This window comes from Sphingobium sp. RC1, from assembly GCF_059738765.1.
The window spans coordinates 2097912-2124289 of record NZ_AP027306.1 but is presented as its reverse complement, the minus strand read 5'-3'; the positions used below and the strand labels follow the sequence as shown (position 1 = coordinate 2124289).

Annotated in this window: 31 protein-coding genes and 1 tRNA gene; 10 read left to right on the top strand and 22 right to left on the bottom strand. The window is 62.0% G+C overall.

The genetic code is table 11. The annotated features are described in order from the left end of the window. Nucleotides 1-16: 16 nt before the first annotated feature. The 8 genes from AC6JBC_RS10470 to AC6JBC_RS10435 all read right to left on the bottom strand — a co-directional run bounded on the left by AC6JBC_RS10470 (nucleotide 17) and on the right by AC6JBC_RS10435 (nucleotide 6771). Nucleotides 17-1765: a DEAD/DEAH box helicase gene (locus AC6JBC_RS10470; protein ID WP_498024158.1), complete on the bottom strand. Its 1749-nt coding sequence runs from the start codon at nucleotides 1763-1765 to the stop codon at nucleotides 17-19. A 306-nt stretch (nucleotides 1766-2071) separates the two neighbouring features. Beyond that, complete coding sequence (gene rplA, locus AC6JBC_RS10465) at nucleotides 2072-2770, bottom strand: 50S ribosomal protein L1 (RefSeq protein ID WP_498024157.1); 699 nt, start codon at nucleotides 2768-2770, stop codon at nucleotides 2072-2074. A gap of 4 nt (nucleotides 2771-2774) precedes the next feature. Continuing rightward, nucleotides 2775-3206 (bottom strand): 50S ribosomal protein L11, encoded by a 432-nt coding sequence (gene rplK / locus AC6JBC_RS10460; protein ID WP_037464038.1) that lies wholly within the window; start codon nucleotides 3204-3206, stop codon nucleotides 2775-2777. A 246-nt stretch (nucleotides 3207-3452) separates the two neighbouring features. Beyond that, nucleotides 3453-3989 (bottom strand): transcription termination/antitermination protein NusG, encoded by a 537-nt coding sequence (gene nusG / locus AC6JBC_RS10455; RefSeq protein WP_464779083.1) that lies wholly within the window; start codon nucleotides 3987-3989, stop codon nucleotides 3453-3455. Nucleotides 3990-4047: 58 nt separating this feature from the next. Beyond that, nucleotides 4048-4254, bottom strand: coding sequence for a preprotein translocase subunit SecE (gene secE, locus AC6JBC_RS10450; RefSeq protein ID WP_449471402.1), 207 nt, complete (start codon nucleotides 4252-4254; stop codon nucleotides 4048-4050). Between the two features lie 168 nt (nucleotides 4255-4422). Then, nucleotides 4423-4498: transfer RNA gene (locus AC6JBC_RS10445), tRNA-Trp, on the bottom strand. Between the two features lie 57 nt (nucleotides 4499-4555). Next, nucleotides 4556-5779 (bottom strand): dihydroorotase, encoded by a 1224-nt coding sequence (locus AC6JBC_RS10440; RefSeq protein WP_498024154.1) that lies wholly within the window; start codon nucleotides 5777-5779, stop codon nucleotides 4556-4558. After that, nucleotides 5776-6771, bottom strand: coding sequence for an aspartate carbamoyltransferase catalytic subunit (locus AC6JBC_RS10435; RefSeq protein WP_460987602.1), 996 nt, complete (start codon nucleotides 6769-6771; stop codon nucleotides 5776-5778). The genes AC6JBC_RS10440 and AC6JBC_RS10435 overlap by 4 nt, the downstream gene beginning before the upstream one ends. A gap of 81 nt (nucleotides 6772-6852) precedes the next feature. On the opposite strand from AC6JBC_RS10435, the gene AC6JBC_RS10430 reads away from it, so the two are divergent. Continuing rightward, nucleotides 6853-7284, top strand: a complete 432-nt coding sequence (locus tag AC6JBC_RS10430; RefSeq protein ID WP_498024153.1) for a DUF488 domain-containing protein — start codon at nucleotides 6853-6855, stop codon at nucleotides 7282-7284. A 4-nt stretch (nucleotides 7285-7288) separates the two neighbouring features. Here AC6JBC_RS10430 and AC6JBC_RS10425 read toward each other — a convergent pair whose 3' ends face one another. The 4 genes from AC6JBC_RS10425 to AC6JBC_RS10410 form a co-directional block, all read right to left on the bottom strand. Next, nucleotides 7289-8047 carry a TIGR02186 family protein gene (locus tag AC6JBC_RS10425; protein ID WP_464789123.1) on the bottom strand — a complete coding sequence of 253 codons (759 nt, stop codon included), beginning with the start codon at nucleotides 8045-8047 and terminating at the stop codon, nucleotides 7289-7291. 2 nt (nucleotides 8048-8049) lie between these two features. After that, a complete protein-coding gene (locus AC6JBC_RS10420) occupies nucleotides 8050-8964 on the bottom strand; it encodes a sulfite exporter TauE/SafE family protein (protein ID WP_449471406.1) in 915 nt (304 codons plus the stop codon). Nucleotides 8965-9024: 60 nt separating this feature from the next. Beyond that, the gene (locus tag AC6JBC_RS10415; RefSeq protein ID WP_498024151.1) at nucleotides 9025-9798 is read right to left on the bottom strand and encodes a hypothetical protein; all 774 of its coding nucleotides are present in this window, start codon (nucleotides 9796-9798) and stop codon (nucleotides 9025-9027) included. A 302-nt stretch (nucleotides 9799-10100) separates the two neighbouring features. Then, a complete protein-coding gene (locus AC6JBC_RS10410) occupies nucleotides 10101-11486 on the bottom strand; it encodes a glycosyl transferase family protein (RefSeq protein ID WP_498024149.1) in 1386 nt (461 codons plus the stop codon). A gap of 273 nt (nucleotides 11487-11759) precedes the next feature. On the opposite strand from AC6JBC_RS10410, the gene AC6JBC_RS10405 reads away from it, so the two are divergent. Then, nucleotides 11760-11939 (top strand): hypothetical protein, encoded by a 180-nt coding sequence (locus AC6JBC_RS10405; RefSeq protein ID WP_196225497.1) that lies wholly within the window; start codon nucleotides 11760-11762, stop codon nucleotides 11937-11939. A 13-nt stretch (nucleotides 11940-11952) separates the two neighbouring features. Here AC6JBC_RS10405 and AC6JBC_RS10400 read toward each other — a convergent pair whose 3' ends face one another. After that, nucleotides 11953-12351 carry a low affinity iron permease family protein gene (locus AC6JBC_RS10400; RefSeq protein WP_498024148.1) on the bottom strand — a complete coding sequence of 133 codons (399 nt, stop codon included), beginning with the start codon at nucleotides 12349-12351 and terminating at the stop codon, nucleotides 11953-11955. Nucleotides 12352-12412: 61 nt separating this feature from the next. On the opposite strand from AC6JBC_RS10400, the gene AC6JBC_RS10395 reads away from it, so the two are divergent. The 4 genes from AC6JBC_RS10395 (at nucleotide 12413) to AC6JBC_RS10380 (ending at nucleotide 15875) form a co-directional block, all read left to right on the top strand. Then, nucleotides 12413-12745, top strand: coding sequence for a hypothetical protein (locus AC6JBC_RS10395; RefSeq protein ID WP_498024146.1), 333 nt, complete (start codon nucleotides 12413-12415; stop codon nucleotides 12743-12745). Between the two features lie 142 nt (nucleotides 12746-12887). Further along, nucleotides 12888-14087, top strand: coding sequence for an ADP-forming succinate--CoA ligase subunit beta (sucC, locus tag AC6JBC_RS10390; RefSeq protein WP_498024144.1), 1200 nt, complete (start codon nucleotides 12888-12890; stop codon nucleotides 14085-14087). A gap of 112 nt (nucleotides 14088-14199) precedes the next feature. Beyond that, the gene (locus AC6JBC_RS10385) at nucleotides 14200-14949 is read left to right on the top strand and encodes an electron transfer flavoprotein subunit beta/FixA family protein (protein ID WP_498024142.1); all 750 of its coding nucleotides are present in this window, start codon (nucleotides 14200-14202) and stop codon (nucleotides 14947-14949) included. Then, the gene (locus AC6JBC_RS10380; protein WP_498024141.1) at nucleotides 14946-15875 is read left to right on the top strand and encodes an electron transfer flavoprotein subunit alpha/FixB family protein; all 930 of its coding nucleotides are present in this window, start codon (nucleotides 14946-14948) and stop codon (nucleotides 15873-15875) included. The genes AC6JBC_RS10385 and AC6JBC_RS10380 overlap by 4 nt, the downstream gene beginning before the upstream one ends. A 61-nt stretch (nucleotides 15876-15936) precedes the next feature. Here AC6JBC_RS10380 and AC6JBC_RS10375 read toward each other — a convergent pair whose 3' ends face one another. The 9 genes from AC6JBC_RS10375 to uvrA form a co-directional block, all read right to left on the bottom strand. Further along, the gene (locus AC6JBC_RS10375) at nucleotides 15937-16275 is read right to left on the bottom strand and encodes a glycine zipper 2TM domain-containing protein (protein ID WP_449471418.1); all 339 of its coding nucleotides are present in this window, start codon (nucleotides 16273-16275) and stop codon (nucleotides 15937-15939) included. A 216-nt stretch (nucleotides 16276-16491) separates the two neighbouring features. Further along, nucleotides 16492-16713, bottom strand: coding sequence for a hypothetical protein (locus AC6JBC_RS10370; protein WP_498024139.1), 222 nt, complete (start codon nucleotides 16711-16713; stop codon nucleotides 16492-16494). A gap of 258 nt (nucleotides 16714-16971) precedes the next feature. Further along, entirely contained in the window at nucleotides 16972-17181 is a 210-nt protein-coding gene (locus tag AC6JBC_RS10365; protein ID WP_498024137.1) for a hypothetical protein, read from the bottom strand. A gap of 64 nt (nucleotides 17182-17245) precedes the next feature. Continuing rightward, a complete protein-coding gene (locus AC6JBC_RS10360; protein WP_097092702.1) occupies nucleotides 17246-17458 on the bottom strand; it encodes a cold-shock protein in 213 nt (70 codons plus the stop codon). A gap of 270 nt (nucleotides 17459-17728) precedes the next feature. Further along, nucleotides 17729-18793: a hypothetical protein gene (locus tag AC6JBC_RS10355; RefSeq protein ID WP_498024136.1), complete on the bottom strand. Its 1065-nt coding sequence runs from the start codon at nucleotides 18791-18793 to the stop codon at nucleotides 17729-17731. A gap of 90 nt (nucleotides 18794-18883) precedes the next feature. Continuing rightward, complete coding sequence (locus AC6JBC_RS10350) at nucleotides 18884-19159, bottom strand: type II toxin-antitoxin system RelE/ParE family toxin (protein WP_498024134.1); 276 nt, start codon at nucleotides 19157-19159, stop codon at nucleotides 18884-18886. After that, nucleotides 19159-19341 carry a type II toxin-antitoxin system RelB family antitoxin gene (relB, locus tag AC6JBC_RS10345; RefSeq protein WP_498024133.1) on the bottom strand — a complete coding sequence of 61 codons (183 nt, stop codon included), beginning with the start codon at nucleotides 19339-19341 and terminating at the stop codon, nucleotides 19159-19161. Before relB ends, AC6JBC_RS10350 begins: the two co-directional genes overlap by 1 nt. 137 nt (nucleotides 19342-19478) lie before the next feature. Beyond that, complete coding sequence (locus AC6JBC_RS10340) at nucleotides 19479-20930, bottom strand: SEFIR domain-containing protein (protein ID WP_498024132.1); 1452 nt, start codon at nucleotides 20928-20930, stop codon at nucleotides 19479-19481. Nucleotides 20931-20967: 37 nt separating this feature from the next. After that, nucleotides 20968-23964 (bottom strand): excinuclease ABC subunit UvrA, encoded by a 2997-nt coding sequence (gene uvrA / locus AC6JBC_RS10335; RefSeq protein WP_498024131.1) that lies wholly within the window; start codon nucleotides 23962-23964, stop codon nucleotides 20968-20970. 470 nt (nucleotides 23965-24434) lie between these two features. On the opposite strand from uvrA, the gene AC6JBC_RS10330 reads away from it, so the two are divergent. From AC6JBC_RS10330 to AC6JBC_RS10315, 4 genes are all read left to right on the top strand, one after another. Further along, complete coding sequence (locus AC6JBC_RS10330; protein WP_460987616.1) at nucleotides 24435-24800, top strand: UrcA family protein; 366 nt, start codon at nucleotides 24435-24437, stop codon at nucleotides 24798-24800. A 244-nt stretch (nucleotides 24801-25044) separates the two neighbouring features. After that, on the top strand, nucleotides 25045-25278 hold the full coding sequence (locus AC6JBC_RS10325) for a hypothetical protein (protein ID WP_449471427.1): 234 nt from the start codon (nucleotides 25045-25047) through the stop codon (nucleotides 25276-25278). A gap of 107 nt (nucleotides 25279-25385) precedes the next feature. Beyond that, nucleotides 25386-25634, top strand: a complete 249-nt coding sequence (locus AC6JBC_RS10320) for a hypothetical protein (protein ID WP_464788304.1) — start codon at nucleotides 25386-25388, stop codon at nucleotides 25632-25634. Nucleotides 25635-25677: 43 nt separating this feature from the next. Continuing rightward, entirely contained in the window at nucleotides 25678-26043 is a 366-nt protein-coding gene (locus tag AC6JBC_RS10315; RefSeq protein ID WP_498024128.1) for a winged helix-turn-helix domain-containing protein, read from the top strand. Nucleotides 26044-26378 lie beyond the last annotated feature (335 nt).

Sequence of the window (26378 nt, the reverse complement as noted above, 5' to 3'; positions counted from 1 at the left end):
TCTGGGAGCGGGTGTCTTATCCGCGGGGCTTGCGAGGCGGGCCTTTGCGAGGGCCGCCCTTGAACGGCCGGGCGCCATAGGCAGGCTTTGGACCGCGACCTTCATTCGGGCGGCCCTTGCCGCGCGGCGGCCCTTCGCGGCGGTTCTCGCGCGCAGTGTCTCGAGGGGTTCCCTCAATCTGTTCGAACTGGACTTCAGCGCCCTCGTCGCTCGCCTCGCCCGTGCGCTTTACCGAGCCGATGAAGCGGGAAACGATGGCGCTGGGGATTTCGAACAGCGTTTCGTTGGCGGCGATCCGGATCGCGCCGATGTCCTGGCGTGACACATGGCCTCGGCGGCAGATGAGGGGCAGAATCCAGCGCGGGTCGGCATTGTGACGGCGGCCGATGTCCATGCGGAACCAGACGGTATCCTCAAAGCCCGGACGCGGCCCATCGCGGCGGGGCGGGGCTTCGCTGGCGTCGAGCAGTTCTTCGGGAGCGGGGAGGGCGGCGCGGGCGCTTTTCACCAGCATTGCCGCGATCTCCTTGGCGGACTTGGTTTCCAGCAACTCGGCGCCCAGTGTCCAATCCTGCTCGTCCAGCTCGGCGCGCTCCATCAGTTTCTCGCGAAGGCGAGAATTGTCCTGCTGCTGGATCGCTTCCTTGCTCGGCGGAGTGCCCCATTCGACCGGGATCTTGGCGCCACGCAGCATGGATTCGACACGGCGGCGGCGGGGGTAGGGGACGATGAGGACGGCCGTGCCCTTCTTGCCTGCGCGCCCGGTGCGGCCGGAACGGTGCTGCATCGTTTCTGCATCGCGCGGGATTTCGACGTGCACGACGAGGCTGAGGTTGGGAAGGTCGATGCCGCGCGCTGCAACGTCGGTGGCCACACAGACGCGCGCGCGGCGGTCGCGGAGGGCTTGCAGCGCATGGTTGCGCTCATTCTGGCTATGCTCACCGGACAGCGCCACGGCGGCGAACCCGCGTTCGGTGAGGCTGGCGTGGAGGTGACGGACATTGTCGCGGGTGGCGCAGAAGAGGATCGCCGTTTCCGCCTCATGATAGCGCAGCAGATTGACCACTGCGTTCTCGATGTCGGCGGGTGCAACGGTGACGGCCTGATAGCTGATATCGCCATGGCCGCGCTCGTCGCTGACAGTCGAAATGCGCAGCGCGTCCTGTTGGTAACGCTTTGCGAGCGCAACGATCGGCTTGGGCATGGTGGCGGAAAAGAGCAGCGTGCGGCGGCCTTCCGGCGCGCCGTCGAGAATTTCCTCCAGGTCTTCGCGGAAGCCCATGTCGAGCATCTCGTCCGCTTCATCGAGGATCACGGTCTTGAGTCCCGAGAGGTCCAGCGCGCCGCGTTCGAGATGGTCGCGCAGGCGGCCGGGCGTGCCGACGACGATGTGCGCACCGTGCGAGAGGGCGCGCCGTTCCTTGGCGGCGTCCATGCCGCCGACGCAGGTGGCGATGCGGGCGCGGGCTTCGCCGTAGAGCCACTCCAGTTCACGGCTGACTTGCAACGCGAGTTCGCGGGTGGGGGCGATGGCGAGCGCGAGCGGCTTTCCTGCTACGGGCAGGCGCATTTCTTCACCCAGCAGTTCGCCCGCCATGGCGAGACCGAAAGCAACCGTCTTGCCCGAGCCGGTTTGAGCCGAAACGATGAGGTCGCGCCCTTCGGCTTCGGGTTGGGTGACTTCGGCCTGGACCGGGGTCAGGCTTTCATAGCCTTTCCGCGTCAGGGCGTCCGAGAGGATAGGGGGGAGATGTTCAAAAGACATTATATTTTCCGTCGGTAAAGCGACCCGCCATTCCCGACGGATACATGATGACCTGATGTGCTTCGGCCGCTGCCGGAGCCCGGGATGCAAGGTCACACATCCCGAAGTTCACACCGTCCCTGGGTGTCCCCGGCGGTGTTTAGAAATGCCGTGCTCCTGCGCAGGCAGGAGCCCAGTCCCACGCTCTGAACTGGGCTCCTGCCTGCGCAGGAGCACGTTGCTGTTCAGGCTATAGTAGCACAAAAGAAGAAAGCCTCCTTCCCCGCGTGGAGGAAGGAGGCTCCCCTATCAATTCAATCCGTCAGATCAGACCGAAGCGACTTCCGCCACGTCGATTTTCACGCCCGGACCCATCGAGGACGACAGGGCAATCTTGCGGACATATTTGCCCTTCGAACCCGACGGCTTTGCCTTGACGATCGCGTCAACGAAAGCGTCGAAATTCTTGCGCAGGTCTGCCTGGCTGAAGCTCGCCTTGCCGAGACCGGCGTGGATGATGCCAGCCTTTTCAACGCGGAACTCGATCTGACCGCCCTTGGCGGCCTTCACGGCTTCAGCGACGTTCGGGGTGACGGTGCCGAGCTTCGGGTTCGGCATCAGGCCCTTGGGACCCAGAACCTTACCGAGGCGACCGACCAGACCCATCATGTCGGGGGTGGCGATCACGCGCTGGAAGTCGATGTTGCCAGCCTGGATGCTGTCGAGCAGATCCTCGGCACCCACGATGTCGGCGCCAGCGGCGGTCGCGGCTTCGGCCTTGTCGCCACGGGCGAATACGGCGACGCGGACGTCCTTGCCGGTGCCTGCGGGCAGGGTGACGACGCCACGGACCATCTGGTCGGCGTGACGGGGATCGACGCCCAGGTTGATCGCGATTTCGACGCTTTCGTCGAACTTGGCGGTCGCGTGGGTCTTGATCAGGCCCAGCGCTTCGTCAACGCCGTGCAGCTTCTCGCGGTCAACGGCAGTGGCGAGAGCCTTCGCCTTCTTGGTCAGCTTTGCCATGGTCTTAGCCCTCCACCACTTCGAGGCCCATCGCGCGAGCGGAGCCTTCGATGATCTTCGTCGCTGCGTCGATGTCGTTCGCGTTCAGGTCAACCATCTTGGCCTGGGCGATTTCAGCGAGCTGTGCGCGGGTGATCTTGCCGGCGACGACCTTGCCCGGTTCCTTGGAACCCGACTTCAGGTTGACGGCCTTCTTGATCAGATAGGTGGCGGGCGGCTGCTTCGTGACGAAGCTGAACGAGCGGTCCGCATAGACGGTGATGATGGTCGGCAGGGGGGTGCCCTTGTCCATCTTTTCCGTCGAGGCGTTGAACGCCTTGCAGAATTCCATGATGTTCACACCGCGCTGACCCAGCGCCGGACCGATCGGCGGCGAGGGGTTGGCGGCTCCAGCGGGCACCTGGAGCTTGATATAGCCCGTAATCTTCTTGGCCATTTTCACTCACTCTGTTGCTGGGAGGATCGCGAACGATCCGCCCGGTTCAAGTTTAGCGGTCAAACAGCGGCCCGAAGGTCACCTCCCGCACATGTTATCTTCGCCCCTTTAGGGGCGAGGATAGGAGGTCTTCGCGGCTTGCCGCTTAGACCGATTTGGAGAGGGGCTGTGCCCTCTCCCGCTGCGACTAGGCGGCAAAGCCGCCAAGTCTCGCTGCCCTCTCCCGCTTGCGGGAGAGGGAAATTCTTACTTCGACAGTTCGACCTGTTCGAAGTCCAGTTCGACCGGGGTGGCGCGGCCGAAGATCGAGACGGACACCTTGACCCGGTTCTTTTCGAAATCCAGTTCCTCGACCGTACCGTTGAAGCTGGCGAAGGGGCCGTCCAGCACCTTGACGCTGTCGCCGATTTCGTAATCGACATTGACCTTGTGCTTCGGCGCAGCCTCGGCAGCCTTCTGGGCGCCGAAATAGCGAGCAGCTTCGCCTTCGCTGATTGCTTGCGGCTTGCCTGAGCTGCCCAGGAAACCGGTTACCTTCGGCGTGTTCTTGACGAGGTGGTAGATGTCGTCGTTCATCGCGAGCTTCGCAAGAACGTAGCCCGGCATGAACTTGCGTTCCACCTGGACTTTCTTGCCGCGCTTTACTTCGGTCACGGTCTCGGTGGGGACTTCCACCTGCTCGACCAGCTGGGAGAGGCCCATGCGCTCGGCTTCGGACAGGATCGATTCCTTGACCTTGTTTTCGAAGCCCGAATAGGCGTGGATGATGTACCAGCGCGCCATGTTACCGTCTCAAACTCCTACCAGGCGATTTACTGGGAAATCGCGGTAATCCAAAACTTCAAGCCTGTCCGGCGGCGAACGCCAGCAGCCAGCGAACGATCGCCCCGAAAAAGGTGTCGATCCCGAAGAAGAAGAGGCCGAGCAGCGTGGTCATGATACCGACCATCACCGCAGTCATGACCGTTTCGCGGCCGGTGGGCCACACGATCTTCGACGCTTCGGTCTTCACCTGATTGACGAATTCGCCCGGAGAAACCTTCGCCATCACTGCCTCAACAACTTTCGAACAAACACCAAAGCGCGAAGCAACAGTCCGCCCTCCGGACCCCGCCATGTCGGCGTCCCGGGGTGCGGCCGCTGGCTCCGCGACCCATCTTCGCTGGGGCAACTAACCGCGAACCTTTGAAAAATCAAGGATCAGCGCTCAGCGACCTGGCAGGAGTGGAGGGACTCGAACCCCCGGCATTCGGTTTTGGAGACCGACGCTCTACCAGCTGAGCTACACTCCTGTACCGGCGAAGGAGGGCGCTTTAGCGTGGCCTGCGGGGGAGAGCAAGCAGGAAACTTTAGAGGAAAATGCCGCCCTTCATCACGCGGCGGGTGCGGCCCTGTACCGGCATCCGGTCGAAGGGCGTATTGCCCGCCTGCGCCGCCATTTTCGTGGAATCTATGATCCATGGCGCATCGGGATCGATGAAGATGAGGTCGGCGGCGCTACCGGCCGCGAAGCTTCCTGCATCGACGCCCAATATGCGGGCCGGATTGGCGCTGAGCAGCATCATCAGGCGCGTCATCGACAGATGTCCTTCGCGCACGAGGTTCAGCGACAAGGCCAGCAGGGTCTCGGCTCCAGCCATACCCGGTGAAGCATCGGCAAAGGGTAACCTCTTATCCTCGGGACCACGGGGATCGTGACTGGAGGTGATCACATCGACCGTTCCGTCGGCGACCGCGACGATCGAGGCCCTGCGGTCATCCTCCGACCTTAGCGGAGGCGACAGGCGCGCGAAGGTGCGGAAGTTGGTGACGGCATTGTCGGCAAGGTAAAGATAGGCAGGGCTGATCCCGCAGGTGACCTTTACGCCCTCCGCCTTTGCCGCGCGTATGAGGTCAAAGCCCGCCTTCGTCGTCACGAGCCGGAAATGGATGGCGGCGCCCGTTTCCTTCGCCAGCATGAGGTCGCGCGCGATCGCGATCGCTTCGGCGCATGCAGGTGCGTGGGGCAGGCCCAGTCGGGTCGCCGTTTCGCCGCTGGTTGCGACTGCCTTGCCCGCGAGGCCGCTGTCCTCGGCATGGGTGATGACGGTCAGGCCGAGGCCGGAGGCATAGGCCAGTACCCGCATCATCACGCCTGAATCCGCGATCCATTGGCGTCCCGTAGCCACAGCCTTGGCGCCCGCTGCCTGCATCATGCCGATTTCCGCCAGCTCGCCCCCTTTGAGGCCCCGCGTGGCGGCAGCGATCGGATGGACCCAGAAATCGGGCTTGCCCGCGCGCGCAGCCTGGCGAATGAGGCCAGCCTCGTCCAGTGGGGATGACTGGTCGGGCATCAGGGCCGCCCGCGTGATCCCGCCGAAGTGGAAGGCGGGCTTGTCGGTAGCGAACACGCCCAGATCGATGAGGCCCGGTGCTACCACCAGCCCGGCGGCGTCGATCTTTTCCGCATCGTCCGGCACATCGACATTGCCCGAAGCGATGATCCGGTCGCCTTCGATCAGGATCGCACCAGTGCGGACGTCGCGCGCAGCGGGGTCGGCCAGTTTAGCGTTGATGATGGCAAGTTTGCTCATGCCCAACCCTCCACGCCGCGCGCGCCGCGGGTTAGCACATCCAGACAGGCCATGCGGATGGCGACGCCCATCTCCACCTGTTCCGTGATGGCGGAGCGATCCGGATCATCCGCCACCACGCTCGATATCTCGACGCCGCGATTCATGGGGCCGGGGTGCATCACCAGAGCGTCCGGCTTGGCAATGGCAAGCCGCTCGGGCGTCAGGCCGTAAAGCATGTGATATTCGCGAGGCGAGGGGATGAAGGCGCCGTCCATCCGTTCATTCTGAAGGCGCAACATCATCACGACGTCGGCGCCATCCAACCCCTCGTCCATCCGATTATAGGGCGTGGCGCCCAGCATCTCCACCTCGGGCGGCATCAAGGTCGGAGGCGCGACGGCCCGTACCTGTGCGCCCAAAGCTGCGAGGCAGAGCATGTTGGAGCGCGCGACGCGGCTATGCAGCACATCCCCGCAAATCGCGACGACAAGGCCCTCAAACCCTCCCTTGCGGCGGCGGATGGTCAGGGCGTCCAGCAGGGCTTGCGTTGGATGCTGGTGCCAGCCGTCCCCAGCATTGAGGACCGGGCAGTCCACCATGTCCGATATCAGGGCAACGGCGCCCGAACTCGCATGTCGAATGACGATCACGTCGGCGGCCATGGCGTTGAGGGTCATGGCGGTGTCGATCAGGGTCTCGCCCTTCTTCACGCTGGATTGCCCGGCATGCATGTTCACGACGTCGGCGCCCAGACGCTTGCCCGCGATCTCGAACGACAGCAGGGTGCGGGTGCTGTTTTCGAAGAAGGCGTTGATCTGCGTCATTCCGGCGAGGCGGTCGTCGTGCTTGCGCGCATTGTCCCGGTTTGTCCGCGCCCAATGTTCCGCCTCATCCAGTAGGAAACGGATTTCCCAAGGCTTCAGGTCGGCGATGGAGAGAAGATGCCGATGCGGAAACAACGCCCGGCCGGTCAGGTCGGACGAGGTGGGGGGAACGGTTATGTCGGGCATGAAAGGACCCTTTAGGCGAGGGCAGGAAAGAGGGCAAGACGGGAAGCTTGGAAGTTCCGTCTGCATTCCTATCTGCTTGGGATGCAGATTTTCACGATCGGGTATGAAGGGGCTACGCAGGGCGAGCTGATAGCGGCCTTGCAGAATGCGGGCGTCACCTTGCTGGCCGACATCAGGGCGGTTCCGCTTTCGCGGCGGCCGGGATTTTCCAAGAACATTCTGGCGGCGGGGTTGAAGGAAGCCGGGATCGACTATGTCGGGCTGAAGGCGCTGGGCACGCCCGCCGAGGGGCGGGAGGCGGCTCGCAAGGGCAATCATGGGAAGCTCCGGGAGATTTATTCGGGGCAACTCGACCTGCCGGAAGCGATCGTTCAGGCGGAACAGTTGCGCGACATGGCGCGAGAGCGGCCCACGGCTTTGCTGTGCTTTGAGCGGGAGGCGGACGGATGCCATCGCTCCCTATTGCTGGAGTATCTTTTCCCGGATGACGAGCGTGTGGACCTAAAGCCCTGAACCGTCAGAAGCGCCGCGCGACGGCTCCGGCGGTCCAGCCCATGCCCACCGCCAGCAAAATGGCCGTAAGGCCGTATAAGAAGGACCATCGTTCGGCGGCGACCGCCATGAAACGTTCGAACCCCGACTTGCGGATGGTGATGTCGCGGACGGCGGCGGCAACGACCCGCCCATCCTGCACGAGGAAGGTTTCCGCTGTATAATCGCCGACGATAACGCGCGCGGGCAGCGGGATGCGTGCCCGGTATAGCACCCCATCGGTGATTTCTACGGAGCCGGGCCGTTCGGCGAACAGTCCCGATCGTTCGCGCAGATCGATCAACCCGGCCTGGAAACGATCAAGCTCGGCGCTGTCATTGAGAGAGGACGGCGACAGTTGCAGCTTGTCCACGCCCAGTTCGTAAATCGCGGCTGTCCGTTCATCGACGACGTTGGCTATCGGGCGGGAAGAGGCAACCGCATAAAAGCTGGGTGCGGAGCGGAACCGGGCGCTGTCCGCATTGACCCAGATGCCAGCGACCTTTTGTTTCTCGCGCATGGTGATGGACTGGTCGGGGCCTTTCAGCACGACCAATATATCCGCGGATTTGCTCGGTCGTCGGCCGTCGGGGTAGACGATTGCTCCAAACAGCAGGAGGTCGGCGCCGGTGAAACTGTACTGGATTTCCACTTCCCGTTGCGAGACATCGGGAACGAGCATCGGCTCCCCTGCCGCGCCGAGCAGTGTCGAGAGGGGGAGGAGAAGTGCGAGACGGGCGCGCAGCTTCAACGCACTTCCACCGTGTAGATTTCGTCGGGGCGGAAGCCGAGACCCAACGCCATGCGCGCGGCGACCAGGAGCACGATCACCGACAATAATATGCGCAGATATTCAGGGCGAACGGTCATCGAGATGCGGGTGCCGATCTGTGCCCCCGTCACGCTGCCGATCAGAAGCAGCATGGCAAGGACGAGATCGACTGCCTTCGTGGTCATGGCGTGCATCATCGTTGTTGCCATGGTGACGAACAATATCTGAAACAGCGAAGTGCCCACCACCGACTGGGTGGTCATGCCAAGCAGGTACAGCATGGCGGGCACAAGGATGAAGCCGCCGCCGACGCCCAGCAGGGTTGTCAGTATCCCCGTCGCAACACCGAGCAGCAACGGCGCGAGGGGAGAGATGTAAAGCCCGGAGCGATAGAAGCGCCACCGCATCGGCAGCGCGGCGACCAGAGGGTGATGGCGCCGCTTGCGGGCCTGCATGCGTTTACCCGTTTTCAACAGGATCAGCGCCTGGACGGATTCCTTGGCCATCAACATGCCGATGCCGCCGAGCATCAGGACATAAAGGATGCCGATAGCCGTATCGATCTGCCCTATGGACTGGAGCAGCCGGAACAGCAGCACGCCGATGCCTGCTCCAATGATGCCGCCGCCGATCAGGACGCCGCCCATCCGGAAATCGACGGTGCCCCTCGCCATGTGGGTGACGACCCCCGATACGCTGGCGCCCGTGACCTGGGACGCGGCGGACGCGGCTGCCACGGTTGGCGGAATGCCGTAGAATATCAGCAGGGGCGTGGTCAGGAAACCGCCGCCGACGCCGAACATGCCGGAGAGCAGGCCGACCACACCGCCAAGGGCTATGATCACCAGCGCGTTCACCGACAGATTGGCGATGGGCAGGTAGAGATCCATGTGCCTACAGGGTTAAGCCGAATGGATGGCAAGATAAAGACGCTGCGCGTCCGCCCCGCGTTAAAAATCCGCGCCGAGGGTAAGAGTGAGCCCGGAGGAGGGCGATGCCTCTCCCGCTACGCGCTGCCGCCATTCGATGCTGAGCCGCGATGCAATGTGGGGGAGTGGCAGGCGGAACTGAACCTCCGGTCCGATATCGACGCGCTCCACATGCGGTTGCGCGCCTCCCGATATACTGAGGCCGGTGCGTACGGGCGTCCCCGATATAGGAGCGAGCAGGGAAAGTTTGCCGTCAGCGAACAGGTCGCGCCGGTTGAACCCGACCAGGCCTGCCTGTGCATAAGCCTCCGCTTCCAATTTGCCCAAAACTGGAGTGGGGCCGAAGCCGCCCACCGCAAACACCGCGTTGGCATTGCGTGCGCCATCTCCCAGAGAGATCCGCCGTTCTGCCGCGATGGAGATCGGAATTGATCTTGAAGGTTGCCAAGCTATCCCGGCGGCAGCTTCAGGCGAGGCGGGGCGATTGAAGGCGCGGCTTACGCGGCCATAGAGGGCGGCGCGGCCGGTGCTGGCTGGCGTCAGATCATAATCGAGCCGGAGCCCCGCTTGCGACCCGCCGAGCCTGCCGCCCGTGACAAGATCCTGCGGATTTGCGCTGCCGTCGCGCCAGAGGAGCCACGCGCTGCCGCGCCAGCGATGCACCTTGGCGCCGCCCGAGGGCGTTAGCGGCCAAGCGGGCGGGGCGGGCTGAGCAAAGTTGGATGGCCTGCGGGCCTGATCGGCTTTTTCGATTTCCGGATCGAAGGACGCCTGTCCGTCCTCGGCCTTGCCCATGGCACGTGGAAACGAAGGGATAAAGGCCGGGCCAACGCCTCTTTTCGGCTCCACTGCGCGAATCTCGTTTATCGGCCAATCGGTGACAAGCAATGGGGTTGGCGTGGCTGCAATCGGCATAACCTTTTGCGGAGAAGGCCCCGCCAGGTACGCTGCCGCAACCGGGATCGGTCGTGGCAGCAAGGGAGCGATGGCGCTTCCTCCAAACATGGCGCTCGCGATCCGGATGATCACCCAGCCGCTCATAAGCACAAGGAAAAAGCGGACAGGCCGTCCGCGGGCATTGTTGGCCATGTTGATCTTTAAAGCCGGGGGAAGCGATGCTGCGTCTTGTCCCAGACCAGCGGCTTTCCGAAGAGGGAATGAAGGTAGAGGAACACCGCGCGGCGGGCCGCAAGCATCGCGATCAGATTGGCGAGGATGGAGCGGGGTATCGCGCCGATCCCATAAACCCATCCATAGCTGCGGCCCACAAAAATGGCCCGCATCGCGGCGCGCCAGGTCATGAAGGCAAAGTTCATCCAGAGCAGCAGTTCGACGAACGGTGAAGGCTGGTGAGCGGTTTCGAGGCCGAACCAGCTTGCCATGAGAAGCAAGCCCCAAAGCAGAAAGGCGACGTAAGCAGCGAAGAGAACGAAGGCGGCGATGGCCGCGCGCCGGTCACGGATGCGCATCCACCATTCGGTTGGACCACCTTGCCAGCCCATGCGGTCCCAACCGGCAAGCGAGATTCCCACCATCCAGCGGGCTTTCTGGCGCACGGCGCCGTCCAGGCTGTCCGGAAAATATTCACGCGTGGCGACAAGCTCGCCTGAGGCGTCGCGCATCCGCACAAAAACGCCGCGACCGCCCATATTCTTGATCCGGAGGCCAACTTCATAATCTTCGGTCAGCGAAGCGGGGTCGAACGGACCCCCGTTCGCAGGATTGACGAGCCGTTCGAGTGTCAGCCGTTCGAATGCGCAGGCAACTCCGGCGGACGGAACCGACGCACCCATGGCTTCGCGGATCGTCAAATATTTCCCATGGCTCTCCGCAAACTCGTCGCAATAATGATTGGCGATGGAGCGTGCCCACCAGCCGCCGTCTCCCGTGAGCGGAAGAACCGGCAACTGAACGAGTTGGAAGCGATCGATCATCACATCGAACAGCCGTACTTCGTCGGCGTGGACGACGTCTTCGGCGTCATGCAAGACCACGGCCTTGAACATTCTGCCGGTGCGCGCCTCTTCTTCCTGCATGGCGCGCCAGAGGAGGTTGAGACAGTCCGCCTTGGTCGTGGGACCCGGCCGGTCGTTGATACAGACGACGAGACGATCGTCCTGATCTGCGATCGGGTTGACGGCCGCCAAGGTGGCCAGGTCATTGGGATAGACGCCGACGAAAATGCGATAATCGCCCACGGACCATTGGTTGAGCGCATTGCGCAACATCGGGCCGATCACATCTGCTTCACCCCAGGCGGGAACGAAGATGCCTATTTTGCCGGGCTTTGAAGAGGCGGGCAGCGTGGCCGTCGTCATGCGCCTATGGCGAGAATAGATCGCTATGTTTCGCCACCAGCGTCGGCCCAGGAACATGACATCCACGAGAAAATCGTCGATCCCGCCAATGGCCAGTCCCACCACGGCAAACAATAAAATCTCATGATAAATGATCGCCAGAACCGCCGTCAGCGATTGCGCCATGTTGAAATGCCCCCTGTAAGCCGGGGCGCATTGGCAAATTCCCATGGGATTTCATAGCCCTCGCACATATTTTTTGCGCAGGGCGAAAAGCTTTTGTTCTTCCACTGAAGGATCCGACCGGGCGTAATTTCCGTCAAGTTGCTCCAGCAGCGCGTTGGATGGAATGGCCTCGCTGACGCGGCGGTGCTAACGTCTCCACTGCCGGAAAGACGACTCGTCTAAAGAGTCGCGGCACCCCAACCAGTCTCATCAGCGATAGGTAGGAGGGCGTGAATGACCGGAGAGATGGATGTCAATTACCTACTGCACAGGCAGCAGGTGTCGTTGATACGAGCGCAGATGAGCCATTCCAAAAAAGGGCGTGCTGCCTATGAGGGGTTGGCTCGTGGATACGGTGACCAGATCGATGCATATCGTGAGGAAAATGTGCGGTTAGTGAATTCCGCGCACTGATGGCGGGCATCCGTTACCGCCGCTGAATCAACCGCTCTATTGACCGGTGGTGGCTTTCTTCGCTGTCATATTCCTTTTCCAGCATAGCTTTGAGACGTTCGAGATCGGTTTCGGTCAGATGTTCGATGCCGATGAATTCGTTTCGGGCATCGGTAACGGCTCGGATGAGTTCGTCGAGCTTTGCCTGGATCGCCGACCCGTCGCGATTTTGAGCGTTCTGGATCAGGAAGACCATGAGAAAGGTCACGATCGTCGTGCCCGTGTTGATGATGAGCTGCCAAGTGTCGGAATAATGGAAGATCGGCCCGGTCAATATCCAGCCGATGATCGTGGCCGACGCCAATATGAACGCCAGGGGCTGCCCGGACCAGCTGGCGACGCGATGCGCGAAGGCTCCGAAAATTTTGTCCATGTCTTGTCCCCGTGGTAGCCCATTTACCCTGTGTTCAGGCTCTGATTGCCATGAAGCGCGCATGACGACCATATCCATTCGCGCGATTGCGCTCGCTTTGCCCATGGCTGCTATGCTGCTGTCTTCCTGCGCGACGGTGTCGCCCGAATCGAAAGTGCGGGCGGGGCTGATCGAAGCGGGGCTTTCGCCGCGAATGTCCGGGTGCATGGCGGAGCGGATGGTGGATCGGCTGAGCCTGGTTCAGTTGCGGCGGTTGCAGTCGCTGGCGTCGCTCCGCAAGTCGCACATGGGGGAGATGACGGTTGATCGGTTCCTCTACAAGGTGCGGGCGCTGGAGGATCCGGAGATATTCATGGTGACGAGCAAGGCGGCGATCGTCTGTGCAATTGAATGAAGGAAGTGGTGAATTGAACGCGATTCCGGAAAGTGATTTTGCAATTTTGCAAAGTTGATTTGCGAAATCAGTCTGGCGTCCCCCGCCCGCCTGTGCTTTAGCCCCGCCATCAGCTTTTCGAGCGAAAGGACGGGCCGCGCCCATGAACATTCACGAATATCAGGCCAAGGAACTGCTGGCGAAATATGGCGCGCCGATCGCCGCCGGTTACGCCGCCTTCTCCGTTGAAGAAGCCGTCGAGGCCGCCAAGAAGCTGCCCGGGCCGCTCTATGTCGTGAAGTCGCAAATCCACGCTGGTGGCCGTGGCAAAGGCAAGTTCAAGGAACTTAGCGCAGAAGCGAAAGGCGGCGTCCGTCTGGCGTTCAACCTGGATGAAGTGAAGGCGCACGCCACCGACATGCTCGGCAACACGCTGGTCACCATCCAGACTGGCGAAGCGGGCAAGCAGGTCAACCGCCTCTACATCACCGACGGCGCCGACATCGCGAAGGAATTCTACCTCGCGCTTCTGGTCGATCGTGGCAGCAGCCGCATCGCGTTCGTCGTATCGACCGAAGGCGGCATGGACATTGAAGAGGTCGCCCATTCGACCCCCGAGAAGATCCACACCTTCACCGTCGATCCCGCAGCCGGTTTCCAGCCGCACCACGGCCGTTCCATCGCCGCTGCTCTGCGCCTGACCGGCGATCAGGCGAAGCAGGCCGCCAAGGTCGCCTCCTCGCTCTACGCCGCGTTCCTCGACACCGACGCCGAGCAGATCGAAGTCAACCCGCTGGCGCTGACCGAGCAGGGCAACCTGCTGGTGCTGGATGCCAAGGTCGGCTTCGACGGCAACGCCATGTTCCGTCACAAGGACATCGCCGAACTGCGCGACCTGACCGAAGAAGATCCGGCCGAAGTCGAAGCGAGCGAATATGACCTCGCCTACATCAAGCTGGACGGTAACATCGGTTGCATGGTGAACGGCGCTGGCCTTGCCATGGCAACGATGGACATCATCAAGCTGAACGGCGAATTCCCCGCCAACTTCCTGGACGTCGGTGGCGGCGCCAACAAGGAAAAGGTGACGGCGGCCTTCAAGATCATCCTGAAGGACCCGGCAGTGAAGGGCATTCTGGTCAACATCTTCGGCGGCATCATGAAGTGCGACATCATTGCCGAGGGCATCGTCGCCGCCGCCAAGGAAGTTGACCTGTCGGTTCCTCTGGTCGTTCGCCTGGAAGGCACGAACGTCCAGCAGGGCAAGGACATTCTGGCCTCGTCGGGCCTGGCCATCGTCCCTGCGGACGATCTGGGCGACGCGGCCAAGAAGATCGTGGCGGAAGTGAGGAAGGCAGCCTGAGGCACTTTCCAGCCATTTAAACAGACACCATGGGGCGCAGGCGGTCTTTAGGGACCGCCTGCGTCCTTGTCCGCATATGCGGGCTGTGGCGTGAAAACGAAAGGATGTTGCGATGAAGATCCTTGTGCCCGTGAAGCGGGTCATTGACTATAATGTGAAGCCGCGTGTGAAGGCGGATGGGACGGGCGTTGATCTGGCGAACGTCAAGATGAGCATGAACCCGTTTGACGAGATCGCTGTCGAGGAAGCCATCCGCCTGAAGGAGAAGGGCGTGGCGACCGAGGTGGTGGCGGTGTCGATCGGCGTTGCCAAGGCGCAGGAGACACTGCGCACGGCCCTCGCCATGGGTGCGGACCGTGCGATCCTGATCCAGACCGATGACGACGTCGAACCGCTGGGCGTGGCCAAACTGCTCGCCAAGGTGCAGGAAGAGGAAGGCGCTGGCCTGATCATCCTGGGCAAGCAGGCGATCGATGACGACAGCAACCAGACCGGCCAGATGCTGGCGGCGCTGCTGAACCTGCCGCAGGGCACCTTCGCGTCGAAGGTCGAGGTCGAAGGCGACAAGGTCAGCGTGACGCGTGAAGTCGATGGCGGCCTGGAGACGGTGAAGCTCAACGTTCCGGCGATCGTCACCACCGACCTGCGCCTCAATGAGCCGCGCTATGCCTCGCTGCCCAACATCATGAAGGCCAAGAGCAAGCCGCTCGCGAACAAGACGCCTGCTGATTACGGCGTGGACATTTCGCCGCGCCTCGAAACGCTGAAGGTCACCGAGCCCGCCAAGCGTTCGGCTGGCGTCAAGGTTGCCGATGTCGATGAACTGGTCGCGAAGCTCAAGGCTCTGGGAGTTGCCGCATGAAGACGCTTGTCTGGGTTGAACATGAGGGCGGCGCCGTCAAGGACGCGACCCTTTCCGCCGTCACCGCCGCTGCGAAGCTGGGTGAAGTGCATCTGCTGGTCGCTGGCGCGGGCGTTGGCGGCGTGGGTGAAGCTGCTGCGAAGATCGCTGGCGTGGGCAAGGTCCATGTCGCGGACGACGCGGCCTTTGGCCATGCGCTGCCTGAGAATGTCGCGCCGCTGATCGTCGAGCTGATGGGCAGCCATGACGCGTTCGTCGCGCCCGCCACCAGCAACGGCAAGAACATCGCGCCGCGTGTCGCGGCTCTGCTCGACGTGATGCAGATCAGCGACATCCTGTCGGTCGAGAGCGAGGACACGTTCACGCGGCCCATCTATGCGGGCAACGCGATCGCGACGGTCAAGTCGAAGGATGCCAAGAAGGTGATCACCGTGCGCGGCACCGCTTTTGAGAAGGCGGCGCGTGAGGGTGGTTCGGGCGCGGTGGAAGCTGTGGCTTCGACCGGCGACAAGGGGCTGAGCAGCTTTGTCGGCGCGGAGATCGCCAAGCAGGAGCGTCCGGAGCTGACCAGCGCCAAGATCATCGTGTCGGGCGGCCGTGCGCTGAAGGATGGGCCGACCTTTGAGGAGGTCATCTATCCGCTGGCCGACAAGCTGGGCGCGGCGGTTGGTGCTTCGCGCGCTGCTGTCGATGCGGGTTATGTGCCGAACGATTATCAGGTCGGCCAGACGGGCAAGATCGTGGCACCGGAGGTCTATATCGCTGTTGGTATTTCCGGCGCGATCCAGCATCTGGCGGGGATGAAGGACAGCAAGACCATCATCGCCATCAACAAGGACGAGGATGCGCCGATCTTCCAGGTAGCGGACATCGGCCTGGTGGGCGACCTGTTCAAGGTCGTGCCGGAGCTTACTGGCAAGCTGTAAGCAACTTCCTCATCCCGGAAGGGTAGTGAAGAGGGCGCGGCCGGGGGTCGCGCCCTTTTTTTTATTCGCAGCGGACGCTGCTGCGGTCGATCGCGTTGCCCGCGATTGCGCCGCCGCCTGCGCCGAGGATGGTGCCGAGCGTTTTTGAGCCGCCGGGGGCGATGATGTTGCCTAACACGCCGCCCGCGATCGCGCCGACTATCGTGCCCGTGGTGCCGTCGTTGCGCTTGCAATAATAGCGGCCGTCATTGTCGCGGTAGATATAGTCGTCGTCGGTGATCACCCGGCCGGAATAGCTTCCTGCGGGGTGATTGTAGCCATAGCGGTCGCTATAGCGATCCGTGGTGCAGGCCGCCAGCGGCAGGGCCAGCAAGGCGGCGGCAATTATCGGGGTGCGCATCAGTCACTCTCCTATTCTTTGGCCCCCGGCTGCGTAACAACCCTTCAAATCGGGGTAAGTTGCGTGGGCGGAACGGCTTCATGGAAAGAGGGAGGCTGGCGGAAATAGTCCACCCGCCACGGCGTCGCGAAAGGGGGGAAACGCGGGCCGGGCGGGCGGTGGCCAGCGGCCAGAGGGATAAGCCGCCGGATTGGGATTTTAAGTGTCAGCCGGATGTCAGCTGGCGAGGGGTGAACCCGTCGTGTGGCGCGGTTGGGTGGGCGTGATCGCCGGGGACATGTCGCTGCCGAGGCGGCTGCCTGTGCGGTTCGAGATGTCGTCGCGGGCCTTGTTGTAGCGGGTGACGAGGTCTTCCTTGAACTCGGTCAGCTTGCCTTCGTCATACAGCTTTTTGCCGACATAACCTGCGATGGCGCCGAAAATGAGAGTGCGGATCATTGGGTCTAGCTCCTTACCGGATGTTCCTGTCAGGGTCGCGGAGATAACCGGTCAGGAGGCGTCGGGTTCCGGACGCTTTGGAGTATTCGACAAGATGAGCGGCTGTGGCGATGTGCCGGAGGGGTGGGCCGTCGGGGCGGTGATGTCACAGCTCACAGCCGCAGGAATCCGCGCGATTTTCGGTGCGTATTTCCCGGCCCGGTCGATCGATCGCCTCCGGGGGGGGCGGCATGACCGGATGTTCCCGGCCAGCAATGCTCAGGCGTTGGCGGCGGTGGTTTCGGCAAGCGCAGCGGCTGAGGCAGCTTCGCGGCGGGCGCGGTTGCGGTCGGCGAGGTCCTGGCGTTCGGCCATGGCGAGGAAGGTCGCTTCCGAACGGAGGCAGCGGTCGCGGACGTTGGTGAGGGTGGCGGCCTGGGCTTCGTTGTGAGCCTGGGCGGCGAGGGCGCGATAGTCGGGGTGCGTCATATGCGCTCCTTTGTCAGATAGTGCCCGGGCGCCATGGAAACGGCGCCCGGACGGTCAGCATGGCTTATTCAGCGTGCTGAAGATTCACGGCCGCCATCTTGCCGCGACGGTCCTGTTCCAGATCATAGGAAACGCGGTCCTTTTCGCGCAGCGTGGCAAGGCCAGCGCGCTCGACAGCGGTGATGTGGACGAACGCGTCGGGGGTGCCGTCGTCAGGGGCGATGAAGCCATAGCCCTTGTCGGCGTTGAAGAATTTGACGGTTCCGGTGATGCTCATGGGTAGTTCCTTCGTTCGTACGGTCTGTCCAGCGTGGACGGACCGGTCGCTAGAGGGGCAGGGAAAGAAGGAAGTTTGGTGCCGCAAAGCGCCTAAAGACCGTCGATTTGCGACTATAGCTTTTCCTATGTGGGGGTTGGGGGAGGAAATTGCAAGGGTGGGGCGGTTTTGGCCCGATCCTGCGCAGGGCGATCGATCCGGGCACGTGGCTTGGTATAGCCCAGCGGGGTAGGCCGGAACCGGGTTCCTGCCTTCGCAGGAACGCGGTGGCTAAGCGGGTTGGGTTCCGATCCCATTCACCCCGACCCCCTCCAACGCCGTGAAGCCGAAAAAGGCGTCCCGCGCCAAGGCGGCGGCGGCCTCATAGGGGCGGCGCTGGGCTTCCTCCAGTGCGGCGAGGGCCTCGCTTTCCTGTGGGGTCAGGTCGCGCTCATAACCGTCTATGTCGTAGATGTCGCCGCTCTCTTCGCCGTCGAAGCCGGGCGGGGCGGGATAGTCGGTGCGCCAGGCTTCGCGCTCCTCATCCCACCATGTGCCGCGCAGGCGGGCGGCGGCTTCATCGGGCGGAAGGGTGGCGCGATCGATCAGCGGCGGGCGAAGTTCACACTGTTCATGGAAGGGGTGGGCGTGGCCCGCATTGGCGGCCTTCTTGCCCTCATGCAGCGCCATGCGGGCGGCGATGAAGAGCGCGGCGGAGGCGCCGGAGGAGAGGGCGGTGGCGGTGGCTTCGATGCATGGCCCAAGCGCGGGATCGTGCAGGCTGGCGTCGTGCAGCGCGGCTTCGTCCATGTCCGGCGTGATGGGGGTTGAGGGCGGGGCGAGGCCGGGTTGGTCCTGCTGCGCGGGGGCCTGGTCGGGCGCGGCTTGGCCTGGCTGTTCGTCCGGGCAGAGCATGTCGAGATAGGCGGCGAAATCCTGCGCGACGATGCGGGCGAGGGCGGCGTCGGAGCCTTCGGGCGGGCTGTCGGCCATGCGGTCGAGGCGGGAGAGCATCGACATGGCGAGGCGGTTGTCGTGGCGGTGGCGGGTGATGGTGTCTTCGTCTTTGTGGATCACTTCCTCATGGCCGGTGAGGGCGCGGGCGAGCAGTTCGTCGGCGAGGCGCGCGCGGGCGATGAGGATAGCCGCATCCCAGCCGAGGCGAAAAGCCGCGCCGTCGCGGCGGATGCGCAAGGCATAGGCGGCGCGGGGGGAGATGTGGACGGCGTCGCAGGCCGTGGTGATGACGCCGGTGGCGGCGAGGGTTTCCAGAAACTGCCGCTGCCGCGCGGGGCTCCAGCCGTCGGCGCGGATTTGCTCGGCGGGGGTGGGGAGCGGGGGGAAGTGGTAGGACATGGCAAAGCTCCTGTTTAGGGGAGGGTTTGCCGGGACGGTATCAGGGGTGAGGGGGTGTAGGACAGAACAAAATGAGAACGATGGTGGGCGTCAGGGATATTGCTGGCGGGTGTGCTTGACGGCCAATATCTCTATAACTTCAGTCCCGACGCGATAGACGAGCATATAGTTGGGGGTGATAATCGCTTCGCGCGTATCGGGAACGCGCCCGGCCCGGTGCATATACGGATGATCGGCCAGTCGTTCGGCAGCATATTCGATCAGTTCAGCGAGCCGAGCGGCTGCGGAGGGATTGCGATCGGAAATATAGTCGATGATCTGGCGCGCCTCTTGGCGCGCCTTCGGACGCCAGATTATGTGCGGCATTATGCTTGGCTGGATTTCTTGGCCGCGATGATCGCGCGTAGCTCAGTCATGACCTGATCGTGCGGGATGCTGGGCCGGGGATCGGCCAATGACGCCTCGATTTCCGCGCGAAGCCAGGCGTCATAAGCCTCGGCTTCCTCGGTCGTCGAGAACTCGGACTCGATGGGGGTGAGTTTGGTCATAGGAGGAGTGTAACAGGGATAAGCGGTGGCGCCAATAATGACTACCAGATCCGAAAAGGCGCGCCTGTCACCATCGTCGTGATGCAGATATTTAGAAATTTACGGCGGCGATCCAATCTCGTTGGTCCCATCTGATTTTACCCTCTAGTCGCTAGTGCTTCAGCATTTGCCAATTGCCAAACATCTGGATCTGCCCAGCCCCCATATCTAATGCGTCCTTTGCCATCGCGTATGGTCGATCGTATTTTCTCCGCACTTGCATCGCCCAATAAAGGACTCAAGCGTGAGAAAAAGGACTTAGAGGTTGCCCTGACATATGTAGGGAACGCACCATAGGAGTCCGATGCATAAACTAATGACACTGGAAACCAATCTGAATCACCTGTGTCCGATCCCATCATTCCTCTTAGGTATAAAGTGAGATCGGCTTCCATAAAATCTCCAAATGAAACTATCGAATGATTAAACGTATCCTTAATCAGATCTGCATGAACTGATAATCTATTCAGAGACAAACGCCTTTTTCTAATTTCTTCCAGGCTTCTAAGATATGTGCGTAATGACGTGTAATTCTCAAGTTTTCCAGTATATTCATTTGAAATAGGTTTGAAAAATGGGGTGGATATTACACTATTGGCAAAAGCGAACTTCCTTTGCTTCATGCAACATGCGACAGTAGCTACGAAAGTGCTGTGAGCAAAAAATTTCAGTGCGTCATTATCTATAACGGAGTACCTTCCGTTGTCTGGTCGTCCATAATCCCAAAGGCCAAATAAATCTTCTAAAAACCTATGAATAGCGTCTGCAGATGATGATCCTTCATCATTCTCGATTATCGCATTGATAGCCACAATCGCTTGTTCGCGAAGAGGGATGGATTGTTCAATTGTATCAACTATATTTTGGTCAGAATCGGATACATCAGCGAGGGATAAGCAAAGGTTTTTAGCGTCTTCTGCTATCCCTGAGAGTACCACAGAAGCGGCCTTTTTCGGGTCTCCGCCTCTACTTTGAACGGCCCGCAAAGCGCTCGCCCCCTTCAGTAAGTTGGAATTGCCCTGAAATGTCTCATCGAGATACTTTGGAGGTTTCCCAATTGGCGGAACAGGATGAAAAGGCTTATCGAAGCACCACCGGAGAACCTTTTCATAGTTCGATGCAAAAGCTTCTTCGGATGAAAAGTCAAAATAAAGCCTATTGGCCAGATATCGGGGAAGAAGCGGCGATCCATCCTCGTCCATCTCCCTAACCGCCGCAGCAAATTTCGTCTGATCTACCTTGGAATAGACCTCAGAAGATACAATCTGGGCTTCGGTGCCAACTCCCCCTTGGCGTTGATCTGCGCGCTCGACGTATCCTGCATCACAAATAAGGAGTACTTTGGTAACGCTCCTATCGTTTACCATTCTCTCCATGAAAACAAACGTATCATTTCCTTCCTTGAGATGCCACTTGTCCAGAATTACATCTACGCCATCAGAACGAAATGATGTTGCGAGATCAAGAACCCATTGTTCATGTTGAGGGGAAGACCACCGATAGGATATAAACATTTTTGGCAGAGTGTTTTCTTCCGTGTTGTTTGTCATTACCTACCCCTTTGAACTTCATCAGCTTTGAAGCTGTTCACTCCGCCGCCACAGCCTCCAACCCCAGCAACGGCGCCAAATACCGCCCGGTAAAGCTCCGGGCGTTCTTCGCGACCTTTTCGGGTGTGCCTTCGGCGACGACTTCGCCGCCCTTGACGCCGCCCTCTGGCCCCATATCGATGATCCAGTCGGCGGTCTTGATGACGTCGAGATTATGCTCGATCACGACCACGCTGTTGCCCTGTTCGACCAGGGCGTGGAGGACTTCGAGCAGTTTGCGGACGTCTTCGAAGTGGAGGCCGGTGGTGGGCTCGTCCAATATGTAGAGGGTCTGGCCGGTGGCTCGGCGGGAGAGTTCCTTGGCGAGTTTGACGCGCTGGGCTTCGCCGCCGGACAGGGTCGTGGCCTGCTGGCCGACCTTGATATAGCCGAGGCCCACTTCGGCGAGCATCGCCATCTTGTCGCGGATGGGGGGGACGGCCTTGAAGAATTCGACCGCGTCCTCGACCGTCATGTCGAGCACGTCGGCGATGCTGTGGCCCTTGAACTTTACTTCGAGAGTTTCGCGATTGTAGCGGGCGCCGTGGCAGACGTCGCAGGTGACATAGACGTCGGGGAGGAAGTGCATCTCTATCTTGAGCACGCCGTCGCCCTGGCAGGCTTCGCAGCGGCCGCCCTTGACGTTGAAGCTGAAGCGGCCGGGCTTGTAGCCGCGCGCCTGCGCTTCGGGGAGGCCCGCGAACCAGTCGCGGATGTTGGTGAAGGCGCCGGTATAGGTCGCCGGGTTCGAGCGGGGGGTGCGGCCGATGGGCGACTGGTCGATGTCGATCACCTTGTCGCAATGTTCAAGGCCGGTGACCTTGTCATGCGGGCCTGCGACGATGCGGGCTCCGTTGAGGGTGCGGGCCGACGCTGCGTAGAGGGTGTCGATGGTGAAGCTGGACTTGCCCGAGCCTGACACGCCGGTGATGCAGGTGAAGGTGCCGAGCGGGATGCTGGCGGTGACGTTCTGCAGGTTGTTGGCGCGGGCGTTGTGGACGGTGAGCTTCTTGCCATTGCCCTTGCGGCGCTTGGTGGGGACTTCGATGCGACGGGTGCCGTTCAGGTAATCCGCTGTCAGGCTGTCCTTGTGGGCGAGCAGTTCGTTGAGGGAGCCTTGGGCCACGATGGTGCCGCCGTGGACGCCTGCGCCCGGACCCATGTCGACGATATAGTCGGCCATGCGGATCGCGTCCTCGTCATGCTCCACGACGATGACGGTGTTGCCGAGGTCGCGCAGGCGCTTCAGGGTGACGAGCAGGCGGTCATTGTCGCGCTGGTGCAGGCCGATGCTGGGTTCGTCGAGGACGTAGAGGACGCCCGACAGGCCGCTGCCGATCTGGGACGCGAGGCGGATGCGCTGGGACTCGCCGCCCGACAGGGTGCCGCTGGTGCGGTCGAGGTTCAGATAGTCGAGGCCGACATTGTTGAGGAAGCCGAGGCGCTCGACAATTTCCTTGAGGATGGCCTTGGCGATCTGGTTCTGCTGGTCGGTGAGCTGGGCGGGGAGGGTGGAGAAGAAGCCGAGCGCGTCCACCACGGAGCGGCGGGTGGACATAGAGATGTCCTCGCCCGCGATCTTGACGGCGCGGGCTTCGGGTTTGAGGCGGGCGCCGTGGCAGGTCTCGCAAGGCATGGCGGTTTGGTATTTGCTGAGTTCCTCGCGCATCCAGGCGGAGTCGGTCTGGAGGAGGCGGCGGTTCAAGTTGCCGATGACGCCTTCGAAGGGTTTCTTGACTTCGTAGCTCTTCTTGCCGTCGACGAACTTGAGCGTGACGGGCTTGCCAGCGGTGCCGTGGAGGATGATGATTTTGACTTCTGCGGGGAGGTCGATCCACGGAGTTTCGAGGTTGAAGCCGAACTCCTTGGCGAGGCTGCCGAGGACTTGCATGTAGTAGGGGCTGGGCGGGTTGGACTTGGCCCAGGGGACGATGGCGCCCTTCTTGAGCGTCAGATGCTCGTTGGGGACGACCAGTTCGGGGTCGAACTCCTGCCGCTCGCCCAGACCGTCGCAGGCTGGGCAGGCGCCTTGCGGGGCGTTGAAGGAGAAGAGGCGGGGCTCGATCTCGGGGATGGTGAAGCCGCTGACGGGGCAGGCGAACTTTTCGCTGAAGACTATGCGGTTGGCGGGGATGCCGGCGCCCTTCAGATTCCCCTCCCGCTTGCGGGAGGGGTTAGGGGTGGGTTGGCCCTCACCATCAAGAACTTCGCCTGCGGTGGCGTCGAGCCCACCCCCTAGCCCCCTCCCGCCTGCGGGAGGGGGAATAGTGGCGCCGTCCGCCAGGTCCACGTAAGCCAGGCCATCGGCGAGCTTCAGCGCCTGTTCGAAGCTGTCGGCCAGGCGCGTCCCCATGTCCGCGTCCACCGCGAGGCGGTCGACGACGACTTCGATGTCATGTTTGTATTTCTTGTCGAGGGCGGGGGCGTCTTCGATCAGGTACATTTCGCCGTCGATGCGGACGCGGGTGTAGCCCGCCTTCTGCCATTCCAGCAGCTCCTTCTTATACTCGCCCTTGCGGCCGCGGACGACGGGGGCGAGGAGGTAGAAGCGGGTGCCTTCGGGGAGCTGCATGACGCGGTCGACCATCTGACTGACGGTCTGGGCGCTGATCGGTTCTCCGGTCGCGGGGCTGTAGGGGACGCCGACGCGCGCCCATAGGAGGCGCATATAGTCGTAGATTTCGGTGACGGTGGCGACGGTGGAGCGCGGGTTGCGGCTGGTCGTCTTCTGCTCGATGGAGATGGCGGGGGAGAGGCCGTCAATATGTTCGACGTCCGGCTTCTGCATCATCTCAAGGAACTGGCGCGCGTAGGCGGAGAGGGACTCCACATAGCGGCGCTGCCCCTCGGCATAGATGGTGTCGAAGGCGAGGGAGGATTTGCCGGAACCCGAAAGGCCGGTGATGACGATCAGGCTGTCGCGGGGGAGATCGACGTCCACGCCCTTGAGGTTATGTTCGCGCGCGCCGCGTACGGAGATTGTGGTCAGACTCATGGGGGCGTGTTGTTCCAGATTTGTTCTTTGGGGGCAAGCGTGTCGCGCGGATATGGGATAGCGGGTGGCGGCTCGCAAGCGGGGCATGCTTTCCGGCGCGAGGGTGCGACGGGTCGTCGAAAGATAGAGCGATATTAACTGATCAGGTGTATAGGGGTCGTGACGGGAAAGCTGCGGCGGTGGCGTCTAGACTTTTGGAAATGTGCGAGATCCCGGATAGCCCGACAGCGTCCCGGATACGCCCCCGGCCATCCCTTGCGCCGGGGGCGTTTTCTTGTTCGGTCAATTTCGACGAGCGGTGTTTTACGCTACGACAACAAGGATTTTTGGGATCGACAGGGGCAGCTGGCCGGTTTAAATCTGCGCCCTGCCGGAAGGACTGACGGGTCCCAGCCTTCCCGGCTTTACAGCGGACGAGGTCGCCTGAAGAGCGGCGAGTCCCAAGCAGTTCAATCGAGGGGGGACCAATCATGACATTTTTTATCAATCGCACCGGCGGCGCCATGTTGGCGGCACTGTCTGCCACCGTACTGATGGGCGCGGCGGCGCAGGCGAGCGTCATTCCGTTTGAATCCAACGGCCGTACGATCGATGTGCGCTATGACGATCTGGACCTGTCGAAGAAGTCGGGTCAGCAGGAACTGAACGCCCGCATCCGCCGCGCTGCGGTGAAGGTATGTCCGGGCCGGACCATGCAGGATTTGCGGTCCTGCCAGATTGCGGCGGTGGATCATGTCCGTGAACCGGTCGCCATCGCGATCGCCAAGGCGCAGGGCCAGGATGCGAGCCGCTTTGCCGAGGTGGGCAAGGATAAGGTGCCGGGCGCGGGGAATTGAGGCTTTGCGTTTGAGAGGGGAGGGGTCATCGGCTCTTCATCGCGGGCGTTGCGCTTGCCCACCCCCTAGCCCCCTCCCGCTTGCGGGAGGGGGAACAATGGGCTTGATCCCTCCCGCCTGCGGGAGGGGCGACAAGAAGCTTGCCTGAAGCTGTCTGTATGAAGATGCCCCCTTGGAACCGGCTATCGGGACTGGCCGTTGATCCTGCGTGGCGCGCGAAGGCCGCTGCGCCGAGGAGAGCAAGATGAGCGACAAGACCGATATTCGTCCCAATAGCCGTGAAGAAGCGCATGATGAGCGTCCCACGGATGCGCAGGACCATGCCGTCACCCCCGAGGAGCAACTGGAGGAAGGGTTGATGGACAGCATGGATGCGTCCGATCCGCCGTCGGCCACCAAGCCGGGTGACCATGGCGACCCGGTTCCTTCGTCGGGGTTCCACGAAGAAGAAGATGAGGATGAGAAGGCTGGGCGATAGACGGCGGCGATATTGGTGATATGATCCATAAGCGAGGCGAGCCGGATCGGCGGTGGCCGGGCGGTTCGCCAAGCGCATGACGCTGCACGGTGAGAGGAGCCTTATTGATGCCGACTTCCGCTACTCCCGCGATCGAACGCATTGCCCGGGTGCTGGCCGGACGCCAGCTGAGCCTGAATGGCGAGGGCGATGATCCCCATGCGGCGGGCGCGGTGGATGCGAGCTGGCAAAACTATCTCGATGATGCTTATGCCATCCTGCACACGCTGCGGGAGCCTGATGAGCAGATGGCGCAGGCGGGCGATGTTACCGTGTGGCGCAGCATGATTGGCGCGGTGCTGGAACGGCGAACCTGACGCAGCGATTGGCGGGGCGCCCTGCCCATGCCATAACGGGCGGATGAGCGGCCCGGCACTGAAGATCAAGATACAGCTTTATTGTGGCGACCAGATCGCCATGGGGCCGGGCAAGGCCGACCTGCTGGACGCGATCGCCAGTGAGGGATCGATTTCGGCGGCTGGGCGGAAGCTGAAGATGAGCTATCGCCGATGCTGGATGCTGGTGGATGTGATGAACCGATGCTGGTCCGCGCCGCTGGTGGCGACGTCCAGTGAGGGCGCGGTGCTGACGGATTTGGGGCTTAGCGTGCTTGCCCAATATCGCGGGTTGCAGAAGGCGGCGGCGAGTGCGGCGGGGCGGTCGCATTGGCCTGACCTTGCGCGCGAGTTGCGGGGCGAGCCGTTGCCGGTTCAGGCGGACGAGTAAGGAGGACGCGTCGGCACCTGGGCATCGCGTAGAATGCCGGGGGTGGCGTGGTTTCGTTGGTGGTTTAAGGTCTTCCCGTTGGGCGCGCCGGCCGGCGCGCCATTTTTTTGGTTCACGCGGAGACGCGGGGACGCGGAGGGACTTGGCGTTAGCTTCGTGCTTTGGACCGGGCTTTGTGGTTGGGCAGCGGTGGCATCGGAGTTGTGGCTTCGCCTTTTGATTGCGCCTCCGCGCCTCCGCGTCCCCGCGTGATATGTCTTCGTGCAGAGGCGCGGAGGAGGGGGTGCGAACCTTTCGGGCGCTCTTAGCTATATACGATTGTATATAGCGAATCG